Origin of the sequence: Streptomyces sp. YIM 121038, assembly GCF_006088715.1 — a bacterium.
Lineage (GTDB): Bacteria > Actinomycetota > Actinomycetes > Streptomycetales > Streptomycetaceae > Streptomyces.
Genome location: NZ_CP030771.1, coordinates 8,796,092 through 8,812,616, shown reverse-complemented (window position 1 = coordinate 8,812,616; position 16,525 = coordinate 8,796,092). Strand labels below are relative to the sequence as shown.

The 16,525-nt window shown below is 72.5% G+C and carries 13 protein-coding genes; 8 read left to right on the top strand and 5 right to left on the bottom strand.

Annotated features, from left to right (window positions below; all coding sequences use genetic code 11):
* Positions 1-115: 115 nt before the first annotated feature.
* Positions 116-637 carry a PadR family transcriptional regulator gene (locus tag C9F11_RS36710; RefSeq protein WP_138963882.1) on the top strand — a complete coding sequence of 174 codons (522 nt, stop codon included), beginning with the start codon at positions 116-118 and terminating at the stop codon, positions 635-637.
* Here the strand turns inward: C9F11_RS36710 and C9F11_RS36705 are convergent.
* Positions 626-1,531, bottom strand: coding sequence for an oxygenase MpaB family protein (locus C9F11_RS36705; RefSeq protein ID WP_249402037.1), 906 nt, complete (start codon positions 1,529-1,531; stop codon positions 626-628). The two genes, C9F11_RS36710 and C9F11_RS36705, sit on opposite strands and share 12 nt — an antisense overlap.
* A gap of 97 nt (positions 1,532-1,628) precedes the next feature.
* Between C9F11_RS36705 and C9F11_RS36700 the strand changes: the two genes are divergently transcribed.
* Positions 1,629-1,904 carry a hypothetical protein gene (locus C9F11_RS36700; RefSeq protein ID WP_138963878.1) on the top strand — a complete coding sequence of 92 codons (276 nt, stop codon included), beginning with the start codon at positions 1,629-1,631 and terminating at the stop codon, positions 1,902-1,904.
* A 479-nt stretch (positions 1,905-2,383) separates the two neighbouring features.
* Entirely contained in the window at positions 2,384-3,238 is an 855-nt protein-coding gene (locus C9F11_RS36690) for a hypothetical protein (RefSeq protein WP_138963876.1), read from the top strand.
* A gap of 43 nt (positions 3,239-3,281) precedes the next feature.
* On the opposite strand, the gene C9F11_RS36685 is transcribed toward C9F11_RS36690, so the two are convergent.
* Both C9F11_RS36685 and C9F11_RS36680 read right to left on the bottom strand, forming a co-directional pair.
* Positions 3,282-3,464 (bottom strand): hypothetical protein, encoded by a 183-nt coding sequence (locus tag C9F11_RS36685; protein WP_138963874.1) that lies wholly within the window; start codon positions 3,462-3,464, stop codon positions 3,282-3,284.
* A gap of 188 nt (positions 3,465-3,652) precedes the next feature.
* On the bottom strand, positions 3,653-4,708 hold the full coding sequence (locus C9F11_RS36680; RefSeq protein WP_138963872.1) for an acyl-CoA desaturase: 1,056 nt from the start codon (positions 4,706-4,708) through the stop codon (positions 3,653-3,655).
* 250 nt (positions 4,709-4,958) lie between these two features.
* On the opposite strand from C9F11_RS36680, the gene C9F11_RS36675 reads away from it, so the two are divergent.
* From C9F11_RS36675 to C9F11_RS36665, 3 genes are all read left to right on the top strand, one after another.
* Entirely contained in the window at positions 4,959-7,829 is a 2,871-nt protein-coding gene (locus C9F11_RS36675; protein WP_138963869.1) for a DEAD/DEAH box helicase, read from the top strand.
* Positions 7,826-9,193 carry an SWF or SNF family helicase gene (locus tag C9F11_RS36670; protein WP_138963866.1) on the top strand — a complete coding sequence of 456 codons (1,368 nt, stop codon included), beginning with the start codon at positions 7,826-7,828 and terminating at the stop codon, positions 9,191-9,193. The genes C9F11_RS36675 and C9F11_RS36670 overlap by 4 nt, the downstream gene beginning before the upstream one ends.
* A 539-nt stretch (positions 9,194-9,732) precedes the next feature.
* On the top strand, positions 9,733-11,091 hold the full coding sequence (locus C9F11_RS36665) for an esterase-like activity of phytase family protein (protein ID WP_138963864.1): 1,359 nt from the start codon (positions 9,733-9,735) through the stop codon (positions 11,089-11,091).
* 29 nt (positions 11,092-11,120) lie between these two features.
* Here the strand turns inward: C9F11_RS36665 and C9F11_RS49020 are convergent, their stop codons facing one another.
* Both C9F11_RS49020 and xylA read right to left on the bottom strand, forming a co-directional pair.
* A complete protein-coding gene (locus C9F11_RS49020) occupies positions 11,121-11,423 on the bottom strand; it encodes a hypothetical protein (RefSeq protein ID WP_138963862.1) in 303 nt (100 codons plus the stop codon).
* A 326-nt stretch (positions 11,424-11,749) separates the two neighbouring features.
* Positions 11,750-12,916 (bottom strand): xylose isomerase, encoded by a 1,167-nt coding sequence (gene xylA, locus C9F11_RS36650; RefSeq protein ID WP_138963858.1) that lies wholly within the window; start codon positions 12,914-12,916, stop codon positions 11,750-11,752.
* A gap of 253 nt (positions 12,917-13,169) precedes the next feature.
* Here xylA and xylB point away from each other — a divergent pair, with 253 nt between their 5' ends.
* Both xylB and C9F11_RS36640 read left to right on the top strand, forming a co-directional pair.
* The gene (gene xylB / locus C9F11_RS36645) at positions 13,170-14,621 is read left to right on the top strand and encodes a xylulokinase (protein ID WP_138963856.1); all 1,452 of its coding nucleotides are present in this window, start codon (positions 13,170-13,172) and stop codon (positions 14,619-14,621) included.
* Complete coding sequence (locus C9F11_RS36640) at positions 14,618-15,817, top strand: ROK family transcriptional regulator (protein ID WP_138963854.1); 1,200 nt, start codon at positions 14,618-14,620, stop codon at positions 15,815-15,817. The genes xylB and C9F11_RS36640 overlap by 4 nt, the downstream gene beginning before the upstream one ends.
* Positions 15,818-16,525 lie beyond the last annotated feature (708 nt).

Here is a 16,525-nt window from a genome sequence, read left to right as displayed (position 1 = left end):
TGTCCCGCGTCCGCCTGTCGCGTTCCGGGCCTTCGGCCGACGTCTTCGCCCACAATACATCGGACCCGCAGTACTACGGCACCGATGTACTCCGTAGGTGCGGCAGAATGCGGGCATGCTGGAGCTCGCCATCCTTGGATTCCTGTACGAACGTCCGCTGCACGGCTACGAGCTGCGCAAGCGCATCACCGCCCTGACGGGGCACGTCCGCCCGGTCGCGGAGAGCACGCTGTACCCGGCCATCAAGCGACTCGAGAAGGCGGGGCTGCTCGCCCGCGAGACCCAGCCCGGTGCCGTGGCCGCGCCGCGCCACGTCCTGAGCCTCACCGCGGACGGCAGGAGCGAGCTGCGCCGCCGTCTGGCCGAGCCCGCGCGGACGGACATCACCGATGAGAACCGCTGGTTCACGGTGCTCGCCTTCCTGCGGCACCTGGAGGACCCGGACGCCCAGGCCGCGGTGTTGCGGCGGCGCCTCGCCTTCCTCCAGGAGCCCGCCAGCTTCTTCTACGACGGTGACCGGCCGCTGCGCGCGGAGGAACTGGACGACCCGTTCCGGCAGGGCATCCTCACCATCGCGCGGGCCACGAGCCGCGCCGAGCTCACCTGGCTGCGCAAGACCCTCGCGTCACTCGGCTGAGCCCGCCGCGGACACCTCGGTGTGCCGCACCGGACAGCCGCGCACACCGGGCACCGGCCAGGTGCCGAGGTCGCCGGGCCGGTAGCCGTCGCGATAGCCCTTCACCTCCCAGTTCTGCCGTCCGTAGTGCGGGGCCTTGCGCGGCGGCAGCAGGCGGACCGCACGGCCGCGCAGCCGCACCGCGCGCCGGGTCACGGCGCGCGTCAGAACGGAGGGTCGTTCGTAGCCGAAGGCCCGCAGCAGCGGCTCGTCGAGCAGGGCCAGGGTCGCCGCGCGCAGGACGGGCGCCAACGGGCGCGGGTACCAGGAGACCATCAGCCCCAAGGTCGCGTCGGAGACGCCGCGCGCCCCTTCGTCCCAGCCGAAGTGCGCCTCTTCGTAGGCATCGAGGCACTGGGCGAACTCTTCGTAGGAACCGGGGATCTCCTTGATCCCCATGTGCTGGCCCAGCGTGCGATAGTACAGCGCCGACGCGACCGTTTCGTGCCGTGACAGCCGACGCCATCCGTAGGCGTCGATCCACCGTTTGGGCATCACGACGAACGTGCACAGCACGTAGCGCATGTCGTCATTGCTGATGTCGTAGCTGCGGTGCATCTGATTGATGCGGCGGATCGCCGTGCGCCCCTCGTCGCTGTCGAAGCCGTGCTCGATGACCGCGTCGAGGAGCAGCGCCGTGTCGTCGTACCGCTTCTGCGCACGCGTGGTGAACTCCGCCGTCTCGGCCAGGAGGGCGCCGATGCTCGGCACCGCATAGGTGCGGTACAGCGCGAGCTCCAGCGCGCGCGTGTGGTCCCAGGGGAACTCGTAGGCCGCGGACAGTCGGTAGATCTCCAGGAAGTCCTTCTCCGGGTCGAGGCGCCGGATCTGCTGGAGCCGCTCGTAGCGCTTCACCGCACGGATCCCCTTCTTCCGCCGAGCCTTCAACTTTACTTTGGAGTACGGAGGATGAGCACCCAGTCGCGGGCCCATACGGGGGAAGGTGACCTGAATGTTCGACAGGATCCGCAAGCTCTGGAGGGTCGACACGGCGCCGGAGGACGACAAGCGCGCCCACAACCTCTTCGAAGCCGCCGCCGTCTACGTGGCGGCCTGCGCCGAGGACGACCAGGAGCAGATCGACGAGGCCGCGGGCTGGGTCTCGCCCGAAGCGCTGTCCTTCGGAGTGAACGAATTGGCCTGCCGGGCGGTCATCGCCCTCGCCCGGGAACACGACGAGTCGCCGGGCGCCGTGGCGCGTACGCTCCTCGGCCTGCCCGCCGCGTGACGTCGGTGTGGGTGGGGTCGGGGCAGACGAGCGCCGTCCCGAGCGGAACGCCGGCCTCGGCGGCGTGGGCGAGCCGTTCACGGACCTCGCGCGGCGTGCGGGGCCGGTAGCCCGGACCCCATCCGCAGCAGTCCTGGTGGAAGCGCACACCCGCCCTCAGGAGCGCTGACAGGGCACGCCAGGCGGAGATGTCCCGGCGCTTGGGCACGGCGAGCGCGGAGCCCGCGTCGACCAGCGGGTCGCCGCAGCGCGGGCAGGCGTCGTGACGCACGCGTGCGTGGTCGGCCGGTTTCTTGAACGACACGCGGCACGCGAGACACACGAAGTGCGAACTGGCACGGGACATGACACGCAGCGTAGAGGCCTCCCTCATCGGCGCACGAGCGGGTTTTCCTGGTCACCGCCCCTCGACGACGCCTGGGGCCAGTGGTTATGGTGCGCCGTCGGAGAAACAAGTGGGCACTGATGGGGAGGCCTGCATGGCCGGAACGGACGATGCCGTCGCCGCGGATGACGATGCGCTCTACGTGCTCACAGCGGTCCTGCTGACGCCCGCGAAGTTCCCCAGCGTACTCGGGGACGACTATCCGGAGGCGTGTGCGGCTCTCGGCCTGTCGCCGGTGGCCGCCGGATACGGCTTGGTGCTCGGCCAGGACGGCGCCGGCGCGCGGTGGACGGTCGTGACCGACGACGTCTCGCTCGTCGCCGTCGCGATCGCCGCCTGGGACTGCGGTATGGAGTACGACCTGTCGCCGGGTGAGCGCACCGTGGTCGAGGCGCTGCCGGGCTGGCCGCTCGCGCTGGCCGTGGCCGCGCCGGGCGTGCCCGCGCCGCACGATCCGGAGCCCGAGCCCGACCGGCCCCACCGCGCTCCCTTGTCGCCACCGGGGTCGGACGCGTGGGGGCCCGCGCAGCGACGTCTCGGCGCCGACGAGATCGCCCTGCAGTGGGCGGCCTGGCGCGAGCAGATCGACGACGCCGACTTCGCGACGGACAGCGAGACCGGGGTCGAGCCGCCCCAGGACGGCTCCCGGTCGGCCGCCGCCGAGGCCACGCACGCCGAGCCGCTGACGGGCGTACGCCGCGTCCTCGCCGAAGTACGCGCCTATGTGGAGACGCCGCCGCCCCTGGGCCGGGTCCGGTCGTCGTTCGCCTCCGGGGAGGCCCGCACCTTGCGAGCCGACGGTCCCGGCTGGTCCATGGTCGCCAGGACCGACGACATCGCGTTCGTCCTGCTCGACGAGGAGCCGGGTGAGGTGCTTCCGGTGGGGCGCGGTCCGGAGCTCCCCGGGCTCCTGGCCGCGCTCGACAGGATGGCGGTGCGCCCCTCCTAGGAGGAGCGGTTCCCGAGGGCGGCGACTCCCAGGCCGTCTCCGCTCAGCGGCCGAGCTCCTTGCGGCTGACGCGGCGCAGCCTGCGCCGCTGTGAGGGGTCGAGTGTCAGATAGGCCGCCGCCGGAACGCCGATCACGATCAGGAAGGCGGCCCACCAGGGCAGCCAGATCAGCAGGAAGAGCCCTACAGCCACGCCTCCCGCGGCGATCTTCGCTTTCTTCGACATGTCCGTCGCCTCCTTCGCGGCTGTTGCCGCTCTCTGCCCTGAGAAACGGGATCGGCCCCGCGCCGAGTTCCAGGACGCGACCCTGACCGATCCCTGAGGTGCGACCCCGAGAGAACCCCGAGTCATGCCCCGGGGGCTCCTCGGCGCCCTCCGAGTCACGCCCGGGGGGCTCCGTGGCGCCCTCGGCGTCACTCGGCCCTGAGCGGCTCTCCCACCTCGTACATGTGGCGGAGCACCTGCCGGTAGGAATCGATCAAGCCGGTCTCTGCGTATGGCATACCCACAGCATGGCAGTGCGCGCGGACCAGCGGCTGGGCGAGCCGCAGATGCGGGCGCGGCATGCTCGGGAAGAGGTGGTGCTCGATCTGGTAGTTGAGGCCGCCGAGGAACCAGTCGGTGACCTCGCCGCCGCGGATGTTCCGGGAGGTGAGCACCTGCCGCTGGAGGTGCCCCCAGCGCTCGCCGTCCGGGTCGGGCATCTCCATGCCCTTGTGGTTGGGCGCGAAGGCCATGCCCAGGTGCAGGCCGAACAGGGCCTGGTGAAGCGCGGCGAACGCGAGTGCGTGCCCCAGAGGCATCGCGGCCAGGAGGAGGGCCCCGTAGCCCACGAGGTGAGCCACCAGGAGGGCGCCTTCCACCACGCGCCCGCGCGGGCTCTGGCGGCGCAGGTCCCGGAAGCCGTACACCTTCATGGCGATGCCCTGCAGCAGGGTGAGCGGGAAGAACAGCCAGGCCTGATGGTGGGTGAGCCAGCGTCGGAAGCCGACGCGGACCCTGGCCTGCTTGCTGGTGAACACCAGGACGTCGGCGGCGACGTCAGGGTCCTTCTCGATGTGGTTGGGGTTGGCGTGGTGACGGTTGTGCTTGTCGTTCCACCAGCTCACGCTCATGCCCAGCAGGAGGTTGCCGTGGAAGAGCCCGATGAGCCGGGCGGCCGTGCGGTTGCCGGTTATCTGGGAGTGCCCGGCGTCGTGGCCGATGAACGCGGTGCGGACGCACAGCACGGACAGGGCGGGGGCCAGCAGCAGGACCCACCAGGTGTGGCCCAGGGCGAACACGCCCACCGCCACCGCCGCCAGTGCCGCCGCGTTGACGATCATGGTGCGGGCGTACCAGCCGGTGCGCCGCTCCAGGAGCCCCTGGGATCTGACGGTGCGCAGCAGCGGAGCGAAGTCGCTTCCGGCGGGCGACTGCCGGGGCGCACGCGCGGGGCGGACCGCGACGGCTGTGCTTGCCTGGGGCATGGGACGGTTCTCCGGCTTCCACGAGGATGGGCTGACCTGAGAGAACGTACGAATCAGTGACCGTTGGCAACCATGGCGCCACCACCCGTATCGGGAAGGGTGCCAGCAGGAGGCCGGAGGGGTGCTGGATACACCCCCGCCACGGAGAGTGATCGGGATCACCACCGAACAGGGCCCGGTCGGCCGGAAACGTGTTGTACTCTCGGCCGCTCCGGTCTCATTAGTCAAATTTGAGGAATGCGCCATCGCTGTGCACAGGCTCCCCGCTGTCACTCCCTCCGAGATCTCAGAACTCTCCCAGTGCTCCGTCGTGTTCGTGCCCGGCGACCCCGGACGGGCCGGACACGTCGCCTTCTGGCACCTGGACGGCGACGCTCCGCCCACCCCGGCCGCGGGCACTGCCCAGGACCTGACCGTCGCGTTGCCGGACGACGACGGTGTCCGTCTGCACGACGTCCCGGCGGTGCTGCTTCCGGTACGGGTCGCGCTGCCCGTCCTCACCCGGGTACGGGCCGCCTCCGGGGCTCACCCCACGGCCGCCTTCTGGGGCACGGCCGCCGTGCTCGCGCTGCAACTGGCCGCCCGGGGGCTGCTGCTGCCCGGCCTGACCGACAGCGACCACGACGCCTGGCGCGCGGGCCCGCTCGGGGCCGGGGACCTGGAGCGGCTGCGTGAGCTCGCCGCCGCGATGCCGCCCGCGGCGCACACCGTCCCGCTCGACGGTGCCGTGCCGCCGCGGCTGCCCGCGCCGGAGCGGCTGCTGCGCCAGTTCCTGGACGCGGTCGCCGACACGCTGCCCCGCTCCCCCGCAGCCGTACCGGCCGCGGGCCACCGGGCCTTCGCCGCGCCCGAGCCCCAGCACGTGCCGGAGCAGCGCTCCTGGGCCACGGACGTCGCCGCCGGGCACGACGCGGGCGTGCGGATCTCGCTGCGCGTTGAGGTCCCCGGTCTCCTTGCCGAGGCCTCCCAGGAGACCCGGCTGCCGTTCCGGGCCGTGGTCCAGATCCACAGCGTCAGCGACCCCTCGCTCGTCGCCGACGCCGCGGAGGTGTGGTCCGGCTCCGGCGCCGCGGCGGAGGCCTTCGGTCCGCGTGCGCGCATGGACGCGCTCCTGGCCCTGCGGCGGGCCACGCGCGCGTGGGCACCGCTCGGCCCGCTGCTCCAGGCGACGGTCCCCGATGCCATCGAGCTGGCCGACGAAGAGGTCACCGCTCTGCTCGGCGAGGGCGCGCGCGTGCTCGGCGTGGCGGGCGTCGACGTGCACTGGCCGAGGGAACTCGCGCGCAGCCTCACCGCCCGCGCCGTGATCGGCCCGTCCGACGGCGAGGCCCCGCAGGGCCCCGACAAGTTGACGTCGGACACGCCGTCCTACCTCTCCGCGGACGCCCTGCTCGCCTTCAACTGGCGCTTCGCGCTGGGTGAACAGGAGCTGAGCCGTGAGGAGCTCGACCGGCTCGCGGAGTCCAACCGGCCCGTCGTCCGGCTGCGCGACCAGTGGGTGCTCATCGACCCCGAGGAGGCGCGCCGGGCCCTCGCCCAGCAGGACCGCAAGGTCACGCCCATCGACGCGCTGAGCGCCGCCCTGACGGGCACCACGGACGTGGACGGCCGTCGCGTCGACGTACAGCCGACCGGATGGCTCGCGACGCTGCGCGAGCGCCTCGCGGACCCGGAGGGCATGGAGCCCGTCGGACAGCCCGCCGCGCTCGCCGCCGAACTGCGCGACTACCAGTTGCGCGGCCTCAACTGGCTGGCCCGGATGACCTCCTTGGGGCTCGGCGGCTGCCTCGCCGACGACATGGGCCTCGGCAAGACCATCACCCTGATCTCGCTGCACCTCCACCGCCAGAGCGACGAGACCACGGCGGGCCCCACTCTGGTCGTGTGCCCGACGTCCTTGATGGGCAACTGGCAGCGGGAGATCCAGAAGTTCGCGCCCGGCACGGCGGTGCGCCGTTTCCACGGTGCCCAGCGCGGCCTGGAGGACCTGGCCGACGGCGAGTTCGTCCTCACCACCTACGGGACGATGCGGCTCGACGCTGAGCGGCTCGACACAGTCGACTGGGGCCTGGTGGTCGCCGACGAGGCCCAGCACGTCAAGAACCCCTACTCCGCGACGGCCAAGCAGCTGCGCGCCGTCGGGGCACGCGCGCGTGTGGCACTCACCGGCACCCCGGTGGAGAACAACCTCTCCGAACTGTGGGCGATCCTCGACTGGACGACCCCGGGACTGCTCGGCAAGCTCAGCACCTTCCGCACCCGCTACGCCCAGGCCGTCGAGGGCGGCGCGGACCCGGCCGCGGCCGAGCGGCTCGCCAAGCTGGTGCGCCCCTTCCTGCTGCGCCGCCGCAAGTCCGACCCGGGCATCGCCCCGGAGCTGCCGCCCAAGACGGAGACCGACCGCGCGGTGTCGCTCAGCACCGAACAGACCGGCCTCTACGAAGCGGTGGTGCGCGAGGCGCTCGCGGAGATCTCCGGTGCGGACGGCTTCGCCCGCCGCGGCCTGATCGTCAAGCTTTTCACCGGCCTGAAGCAGATCTGCAACCACCCCGCGCAGTACCTCAAGGAGGACGCGCCGCGCCTCACCGGCCGCTCGGGGAAGCTGGAGCTCCTGGACGAGCTGCTCGACACGATCCTGGCGGAGGACGCGAGCGTGCTCGTGTTCACGCAGTACGTGCAGATGGCCCGGCTTATCGAACAGCACCTGGCGGCGCGCGGCGTCCCCACCCAGTTCCTGCACGGCGGCACCCCCGTCACCGAACGCGAGGCGATGGTGCAGCGCTTCCAGGACGGTGAAGTGCCGGTCTTCTTGATGTCGTTGAAGGCGGCCGGGACCGGTCTGAACCTCACGCGGGCCGAGCACGTCGTGCACTACGACCGCTGGTGGAACCCGGCCGTCGAGGCGCAGGCCACCGACCGCGCCTACCGCATCGGGCAGACGCAGCCCGTCCAGGTGCACCGTCTGATCGCGGAGGGGACCATCGAGGACCGCATCGCCGAGATGCTGCTGCGCAAGCGCGAGTTGGCCGACGCCGTCCTCGGCTCCGGCGAGGCGGCCCTGACCGAGCTGACCGACGCCGAGCTGACCGACCTGGTGGAGCTGCGAGGGGGCGCGCGATGAGCGACGCGTACGACGAGGCGTCCTCAGGGGCGCACGCGGGCGGCATGGGCGACAACGACGGGAGTGACCATTTGACGACGTACGACGGCGGGTCGGCGGCGGGCGACGGCGAGCGGACCTTCGCCGCCCTGCCGCCCGCGCACGGGCGGGGCTTCGCCCGGACGTGGTGGGGTCTCGCCTGGCTCCAGGCCCTGGAGGACACGGCTCTGGACACCGCGCAGCTCAAGACGGGGCGCAGGCTGGCGCGCGCGGGAGCCGTGGGCGCGGTCTCCGTGCGCCCCGGCCGCATCACGGCGGTCGTCCAGGACAAGGACGGCACACCGCGCCGCTCGGACGTCCTGCTGCAGCGGCTGAGCCCACAGGAGTGGGACCGCTTCCTGGACATGGCCGTCGAGCGGGCCGGACACATCGCCGCCCTGCTCGACCGGGACATGCCGCCCCACCTGGTGGAGGACGCGGCGGCAGCGGGCGTCGACCTCCTGCCGGGCATCGGCGACCTGGAGCCCGAGTGCGACTGCGAGGCGTGGGACCACTGCGGCCACACCGCCGCGCTCTGCTACCAAGTGGCGCGGCTGCTCGACCAGGATCCGTTCGTCCTGCTCCTGATGCGGGGCCGCGGCGAGCGTGAGCTCCTCGACGAGCTTCAGGTCCGCAGCGTCGCGCACATGGACCTCGAAGAGCCTTCCCGGGCGGAGTCCGCCGAGACCGTCCAGGAGGGCGTGGACGCCGCCCAGGCATACGCGGACGGGCTGATCCTGCCTCCGCTGCCCGCACTGCCTCCGCTGCCCGCGGAGCCGGGTCTGCCGCCGTCCCTCGACACGGAGACGGAGCCGGCGCCCGGCGTCGACGTACCGGCGCTCGCGTTCCTCGCGGCCCGCGCGGCGGCAGAGGCGCACCGACTGCTGGCCGAGGCCCTCTCCTCCGGGCACGAAACGCTGGCCGTCGAGGCCGAGTTGACGCTCGCCGAGGACGCCGTGCGTCTTGCGACGGCCGCGCCCGCGGCGATCGGCGCCCGGCTCGCGGACGGCTCCGGCAGGGACAGCGACGGGCTCGCGCGGGCCGTACGGGCCTGGGAGCACGGCGGGCGGGCCGCGCTCGCCGTCCTTGAGGAGGAGTGGGCTCCGGAGGGCGAGGCCCTGGCACGCGCGCGTGCCGCGCTCGACGCGGCGTGGGACGAGGACGAGCGGCCAACGCTGCGGGCCGCGCACAACCACTGGACGGCCGTCGGCGCCGACGCCCAGCTCCGCCAGGGGCACGACGGCCGCTGGTGGCCGTACCGCAAGGAGCGCGGTCGCTGGATGCCCGCGGGACCGGCGGCCCACGACCCGGCGACCGCCCTGGCCGTGGTGACGGGCGGCGAGTGACCTCTCCGGTCCGAGGCGCCGGCTCGGCTGGCTGAAACGTGTACGGCGACACCGGCGTACCCACGGGGTGCGCCGTGTGCGCCGGGAACACCGGGACGCGCACTCGCCCCGGTCAGGGATTGAGCAAGGTCACGACGTCGAGGACCGTGGAGACGCCGGTGCAGCCGAGCGGATCCAGACGAAAGGGGATGACGAGGTAGGTGTCCCGCCGCTGTTGATCGGCTGGTGATGTCCGACGGCGCCTCCTGCCCCTCGCGGGAGGCGCCGTCGGCGCGTCCCGGATGCCCGGCCCCGGGCAGCACACCGGACACGGCGCCGGGCTTCGGGACACAGGATTCAGGACGCGGGCCTCGAGACGCAGGCCTCGCGACACGGGCTTCGGGATGGAGGCCTCACGACACGGGCCTCACGACGCGATCTGCACGAACAGCACGTGATTCACCCACAGGACTCCTGACGGTTCACCCTCACGACACCTGGCGTTCGTGAGCGCGGCTGAAGGTGGCGCCGTTACCGATCTCGTGCCCCAGGAGGCTCCGATGTCCGCGCCCGTCGCCGGTCAGCGCCGTGTCCGTCGAACCACCGCTGTCGGCGTGCCGCTCGCCCTGCTCACCGCTCTCGCGGTCAGCGGCACCGCCCTCGGCGCCCCCGCCGACTCCGGACACCAGGGAGGTGCCGCACGCGTCACCTCCCAGGCCACGCTGGGCGACATCCCTCTGGGCCCGTTCAGCAACCGTCTGTTGCCCGGCACAGTGCGCGACGACCGTGGTGTCGATCTCGGCGGCATAGGCAGCGACATCTACCCGGCGGGTCGCAAGGGCGAATTCTGGACGGTCACCGATCGGGGGCCGAACGGGCAGATCAAGGTCGACGGCAAGAAGCGCCGGACCTTCCCCGTCCCCGGCTTCGACCCGGCGATCGTGAAGATCCGGGTGTCCGGACGCTCGGTGAAGGTCATCGACGCCCTGCCGATCACCACCCGCTCCGGGAAGCCGGTCACCGGGCTGCCCAACCAGGAGGGGCGCGACGAGGCCCCGTACTCGTACAACGCCGCCAAGCCGCTCGCCTACGACCCGAACGGCCTGGACACCGAGGGCATCGTCCGAGCCGCGAACGGCAGCTTCTGGCTGGTCGACGAGTACGGCCCGTCGCTGGTGCACGTCTCCGCGCGCGGGAAGGTCATCAAGCGCTACGTCCCCCAGGGGCTGAAGCTGCGCGGCACGGACTATCCGGTCGTCGAGGCGCTGCCGAGCGTGCTGCTGCACCGGAAGGTCAACCGCGGCTTCGAAGGGCTCACGCAGCTGCCGGGTGGCGACCTGGTGATGGCCGTGCAGAGCCCGCTGTCGCCGCCCGACCAGGAAGCGGGAGAAGGCTCGCGGACGGTCCGGCTGCTCCGCTTCTCCCCGGGCAAGCAGGCGGTGACGGCCGAGTACGCGTACCGCTTCGACCCGGTGGGTGTCGTGGACCCCGGGGAGGACGACACCTCCGAGCTGAAGATCTCCTCCCTCGTGGCCGTCGGCCGCGATCGCCTGCTCGTGGAGGAGCGCACCGACAAGGCGGCCCGGTTGCAGCTCGTGCGCCTGGACCGGCGCGCGAACATCCTCGGCAAGAAGTGGGACAACGGCGCGACGCGCCCCTCCCTGGAGCAGCTCGACGACCCCCGGGCCGCGGGTGTACCGGTGCTGCGCAAGCGCCTGGCCGTGGATCTCGGCACCCTCAAGGGGGTGCCCGGCAAGATCGAAGGGGTGGCCCTGGTCGACCGCCGCACGCTGGCCCTCATCAATGACAACGACTTCGGGATGACGGACGGCCCCGAGGCGTTCGACAAGAACGGCCGCCTCGTCGACAGCGGTGTGGAGACCTCCGTGACGTACGTGCGGCTCCCCCGAGCCCTGTAGCCGCCCCGGTCCCGGAACGGCGGGGCCTTCTACGGCACTTCGTTGCCCGCAGGTGTCTGCAAGAGCGATTCGAGGTCGCTCGGCAGCCCTGTGGGCAGCGTCGGGAAGTCGCTGGGCAGCTCCGTGGGCAGCCCCGTGGGGAGCTGGCTGGGGAAGTCGCTCGGCAGGCGCGTGGGGAGCTGTGTCGGGATGCTCAAAGAGGGCGTAGGGCGGGTCTCGCTGCTCTTGGTGCTCTCCGAAGGCCGCTTGTCGTCAGGGGAGTCGTCACTTCCGGTGGCGACGAGGACCACGACGACGATCACCCCGACCGCCACGAGCGCGGCGAGCAGCATGAACAGGCCGTTGCGCCGCCCGGGCCGTCTCCCCTCGGGCGGCGGCTGCCACCCGCCTCCTCCGGGAGGCGGCCCGTACCCTCCGGGCGGCGAACCGAAGCCACCGCCCGGAGGCCCGAAACCGCCACCTCCGGAAGGCGGACCGAAGCCACCGCCTCCAGGAGGGACATCACCGGGCGGACGAGGAGGCGGCGGTACCGGCGGCATGGTCATACGGTAAAGAGACACCTCGCACCGGTCACGACGCGACCCCTGCGCGGGAGTTGATACACACACGGGCTACGGAACAGACAGTTCCGGTACCCCACGTCCTTGCGGGTCGGCCGTCAGTCCCGCGCTCCCAGAAGGTGGTCCATGGCCAGCTGGTCGAGCCGCTCGAAGGCCATCCCGCGTGCGGCGGCCGCTGCCACGTCGAACTCCTCGTAGGCGCCGCGGTCGGCCAGCAGCCCCGTCAGGCCGTCGTCAGCCGTGGGCTTCACCAGTTCGTGCAGACGCGCCTCGCGCAGCGCCTGGTGCACCTCCGGGTCGGCGCGGAAGGCCGTCGTGCGCTCGCGCAGGATCAGGTAGTTGCGCATGCAGCCCGCGGCGGACTCCCATACGCCCGCGTCGTCCTCGGTGCGCGGCGGCTTGAAGTCGAAGTGGCGCGGCCCGTCGTAATCGCCCCTCTCCAGGAGGTCGACCAACCAGAAGGCGCTGCGCAGGTCTCCCGCGCCGAACCTCAGGTCCTGGTCGTACTTGATGCCGTTCTGGCCGTTGAGGTCGATGTGGAAGAGCTTGCCCGCCCACAGGGCCTGCGCGATGCCGTGCGGGAAGTTCAGGCCCGCCATCTGCTCGTGGCCCACTTCGGGGTTCACGCCGTACAGTTCGGGCCTCTCCAGGCGCTCGATGAAGGCGAGGGCGTGTCCCACGGTGGGCAGCAGGATGTCACCGCGCGGCTCGTTCGGCTTGGGCTCGATCGCGAAGCGCAGGTCGTACCCCTGCTCGGTCACATAGGCGCCGAGCAGGTCGAAGGCCTCCTTCAGCCGGTCGAGCGCGGCGCGCACGTCCTTGGCCGCGCCGGACTCGGCACCTTCCCGCCCGCCCCAGGCGACGTAGGTGCGCGCGCCGAGTTCGACGGCGAGGTCGATGTTCCGGATCGTCTTGCGCAGCGCGTACCTGCGGACGTCCCGGTCGTTCGCCGTGAACGCGCCGTCCTTGAAGACGGGGTGCGTGAACAGGTTGGTGGTCGCCATCGGGACGACGAGTCCGGTGGCGTCCAGGGCCTCGCGGAAGCGCTTGACGTGGGTGGCGCGGTCCGCCTCGGAGGCGCCGAACGGGATGAGGTCGTCGTCGTGGAACGTCACTCCGTAGGCCCCGATGTCCGCGAGGCGGCGCACCGCGTCGGCCGGGTCGAGCGGCGCCCTGGTGGCGTCGCCGAAGGGGTCCCGGCCCTGCCAGCCGACGGTCCACAGGCCGAAGCTGAACTTGTCCTCCGGGGTGGGCTGGTAGCTCATGTGTGGCTCCTCGACGGCTCCGAAGCTATTTCGTCATGGCGATTGACAAATTAGTATGCTCACGCGCCGCTGAGAAGGCCGAGGCCCACATCGGGTATCTCTGGGCGGGCACGCCCCGGGGCAGAGGCACCTCCCAGGGGTGGGCACATCCCGTGGGTACAGCCCGGTGGGTACATCCCGGTGGGACGGATCGTGTGCCGGGCGAGAGCCCGGCACTCCCGAGAAGCGCAGAGCAGCGGAAACGGAGAAGCCGATGTCGTCAGCGCCAGCAGCCGAGGGTCCCCTTGTCGTCGGTGTGGACAGTTCCACGCAGTCCACCAAGGTCCTGGTCGTCGACGCGGCCACAGGGCGGGTCGTCGCCGGCGGTCAGGCACCGCACACGGTCACCTCCGGCTCGCGGCGGGAGAGCGATCCGGAGCAGTGGTTCAGCGCCCTGGGCGACGCGTTGCGCCAGTGCGGCACCTACGCGCGCGAGGCCGCCGCCGTGTCGGTCGCCGGACAGCAGCACGGCCTCGTCACCCTCGACGAGCGCGGCAGGCCCGTGCGCCCCGCGCTGCTCTGGAACGACGTGCGCTCCGCACCCCAGGCCCGGCGGCTCGTCGAGGAACTGGGCGGCGCCAAGGCGTGGGCCGACCGCGTCGGCAGCGTCCCCGGGCCGTCCTTCACCGTCACCAAGTGGGCCTGGCTCGCCGAGCACGAGCCGGCGTCGGCCCGCGCGACCGCCGCCGTACGGCTCCCCCACGACTACCTCACGCAGCGCCTCACCGGTTCCGGCACCACGGACCGGGGCGACGTCTCCGGCACGGGCTGGTGGGCGTCCGCCACCGAGTCGTACGACGAGGACATCCTCGGCCTCGTGGGCCTCGACCCCGGGGCACTGCCCCGCGTGGCACTCCCCGGGGAGGTCGTCGGCACCGTGCGCGGCGGCGACGAACTGCCCTTCTCCCAAGGCACACTGGTGGCGCCCGGCACCGGCGACAACGCGGCGGCCGCTCTGGGGCTCGGCCTGCGCCCCGGCACCCCCGTGCTCAGCCTCGGCACGTCCGGCACGGTGTACGCGGCCTCGGAGCACCGCAGTACGGATCCGACGGGCACGGTCGCCGGGTTCGCCGACGCGCGCGGCGCCTGGCTGCCGCTCGCCTGCACGCTCAACTGCACCTTGGCCGTCGACCGCGTGGCCGCGCTCCTGAGCCTGGAACGCGACGCTGTGCAGTCCGGCGGGTCCGTCACCCTGCTCCCCTATCTCGACGGCGAGCGCACCCCGGACCTGCCGCACGCCTCGGGTCTGCTCCAGGGGCTGCGCCACGACACGACAGCGGGGCAGATCCTCCAGGCGGCCTACGACGGGGCGGTCCACGCGCTCCTGGGCGCTCTGGACGCCGTCCTCGACGCGGACGCGGACCGCTCGCAGCCCCTGCTCCTCATCGGCGGCGGGGCACGCGGCACCGCGTGGCAACAGACCGTACGGCGCCTGTCCGGCCGCCCCGTACAGATTCCCGATGCCCGTGAACTCGTCGCGCTCGGCGCCGCCGCGCAGGCGGCAGGGCTGCTGACGGGCGAGGACCCGGCGGCGGTCGCACGCCGCTGGAACACCGCGCGCGGGCAGGTCTTCGACGCCGTGGACCGGGACGAGGCAGCGCTCTCCAGGATCGCGGACGTGCTCCGCGACGCGGCTCCCCTGCTGGACGGGGACGCCACAGCATGAGCGCGCCGCCCCGCACCACCCACCCCGGAGCGACCGGCGCCCGGCTGCCCGACACCCAACAGGGCATGCGGCGCCGCAATCTCGCGCGCGTGATGCACACGGTCGCCGCGCACGGACCGTTGTCGCGCGCTTCCGTGGCTTCCCGAATCGGCCTGACGCGCGCAGCCGTGTCCACGCTCGTGGACGAACTGGTCCGCTCGGAGCTCCTGGAGGAGTTGGGCCCCGAGCGGCCCGGCAGGGTGGGCCGCCCCGGTTCCGCGCTCGCCGTCAGCGCGCGAGGACCCGTCGGCATCGGAGCGGAGGTGGGCGTCGACCGTCTCTCCGTGTGCGCGGTCGACCTGCGCGGCGACGTACGCGCGCGTGCGCAGCGACAGGTCGGCAACCGGGGGCGGGCGCCCGGGCCCGTGCTCACGGACCTCGCCTCCCTGATCCGCGAGATCACCCAGGACGCCGAGCGCGAAGGGCTGCGTCCGGCAGGTCTGGCCGTCGCGGTGCCCGGTCTGGTCGCCCGCGACAGCCAGACCGTCGTGCGTGCCCCCAACCTCGACTGGCACCACACCGACATCGGCCCGCTCTTGGCGTCGGACCTGCCCCTGACCGTCGACAACGAAGCCAACTTCGGTGCCCTGGCGGAGCTGTGGCTCGGCGACGGCGCGCCGGACGACTTTCTGCACGTCTCCGCGGAGATCGGCATCGGCGCGGCCCTCGTGGTCGACGGAATGCTGCTGCGCGGCAGCCGGGGCTTCGCGGGCGAGCTGGGGCACGTGCCGGTCCGCCCCGACGGGCCGAGGTGCGCGTGCGGCGGACGCGGGTGTCTGGAGCGGTACGCGGGTGAGGAAGCGGTGCTGCGCGCCGCGGGGCTGCCGCCGGGTCCGGACCGGGTCAGCCTCCTCGTCGAACGCGCCATCGCCGGGGACGAAGGGGTTCTCGGGGCGCTGCGCGACGCCGGGACCGCGATGGGGATCGCCCTCACCGGCGCCGTCAATCTCCTCGACCCGCGGACGATCGTGCTCGGCGGCGCCCTGTCCCGTCTGGCGCCGTGGCTGCTGCCCTGTCTGGAAGGCGAGTTGGGGCAGCGCATCGCAGGCCCGGGTTGCGCCGTCGCCGTCTCGCGCCTCGGCGCGGAAGGGCCGCTGCTGGGGGCGGCGCACGCTGTGGTGCGGGCGGTGCTCGACGATCCGGCGGGGGTGGCGTAGCTCCACTGGGTCCGGCCGGACGAAATACAGCCGGGCGAGGTCCGGCCGGATCCAGGCCTTCCGAGCGCCCACCGCCGGGCCGGTCCGGCACGCCCCCGGCCCGGCATGTCCCTGGCACGGAACGTCCTGGCGCAGCGCGTCCCCGGCACGGAACGTCCCGACGCAGCGTGTCCCCGACCTCCCCGCATGCTCCACCCAGGCGTGGGGCCAGCCTCCGCCCTCCTGTCCCCCACACGAGTGGTCAGATTTTCCACAGCCACCGCTCCGTGCACAGATGCGCTGCGGGCACTTCCACCTCAATCGCCCATGCCCGTACGGTGATTCACATGAGCAGAGCGCTCCGCACACGGCGGGGCGAGGCCACGGTTACCGGGGGATTCGCATGTCGGGACTTCGCACGCCGACGACGCGCGCGTCGGGGTTTCACACCTCGCGGTCGCACGCGACGGGGTGTCACACGTCAGGGGAAATCAAGCCGGGAGCGGCGCGTCAGCTCCGTGAAGGCATGGCTGGAAGTGTCACCCTCGTGCCCGCGACGGCGCGTGCGGGCCCGCCGCGCGATCCGGATCCGCCGCACGAACCGGATCTCCCACACGCCCCAGACCGCCCGTACGCACGACTTGCAGCCACACCGCCCAGAGCGGAGCACCACCCGATGAACACCCCGCCTCCGCTCGGCATCCGCGCCAGGCCGGACCGGAACGCCTG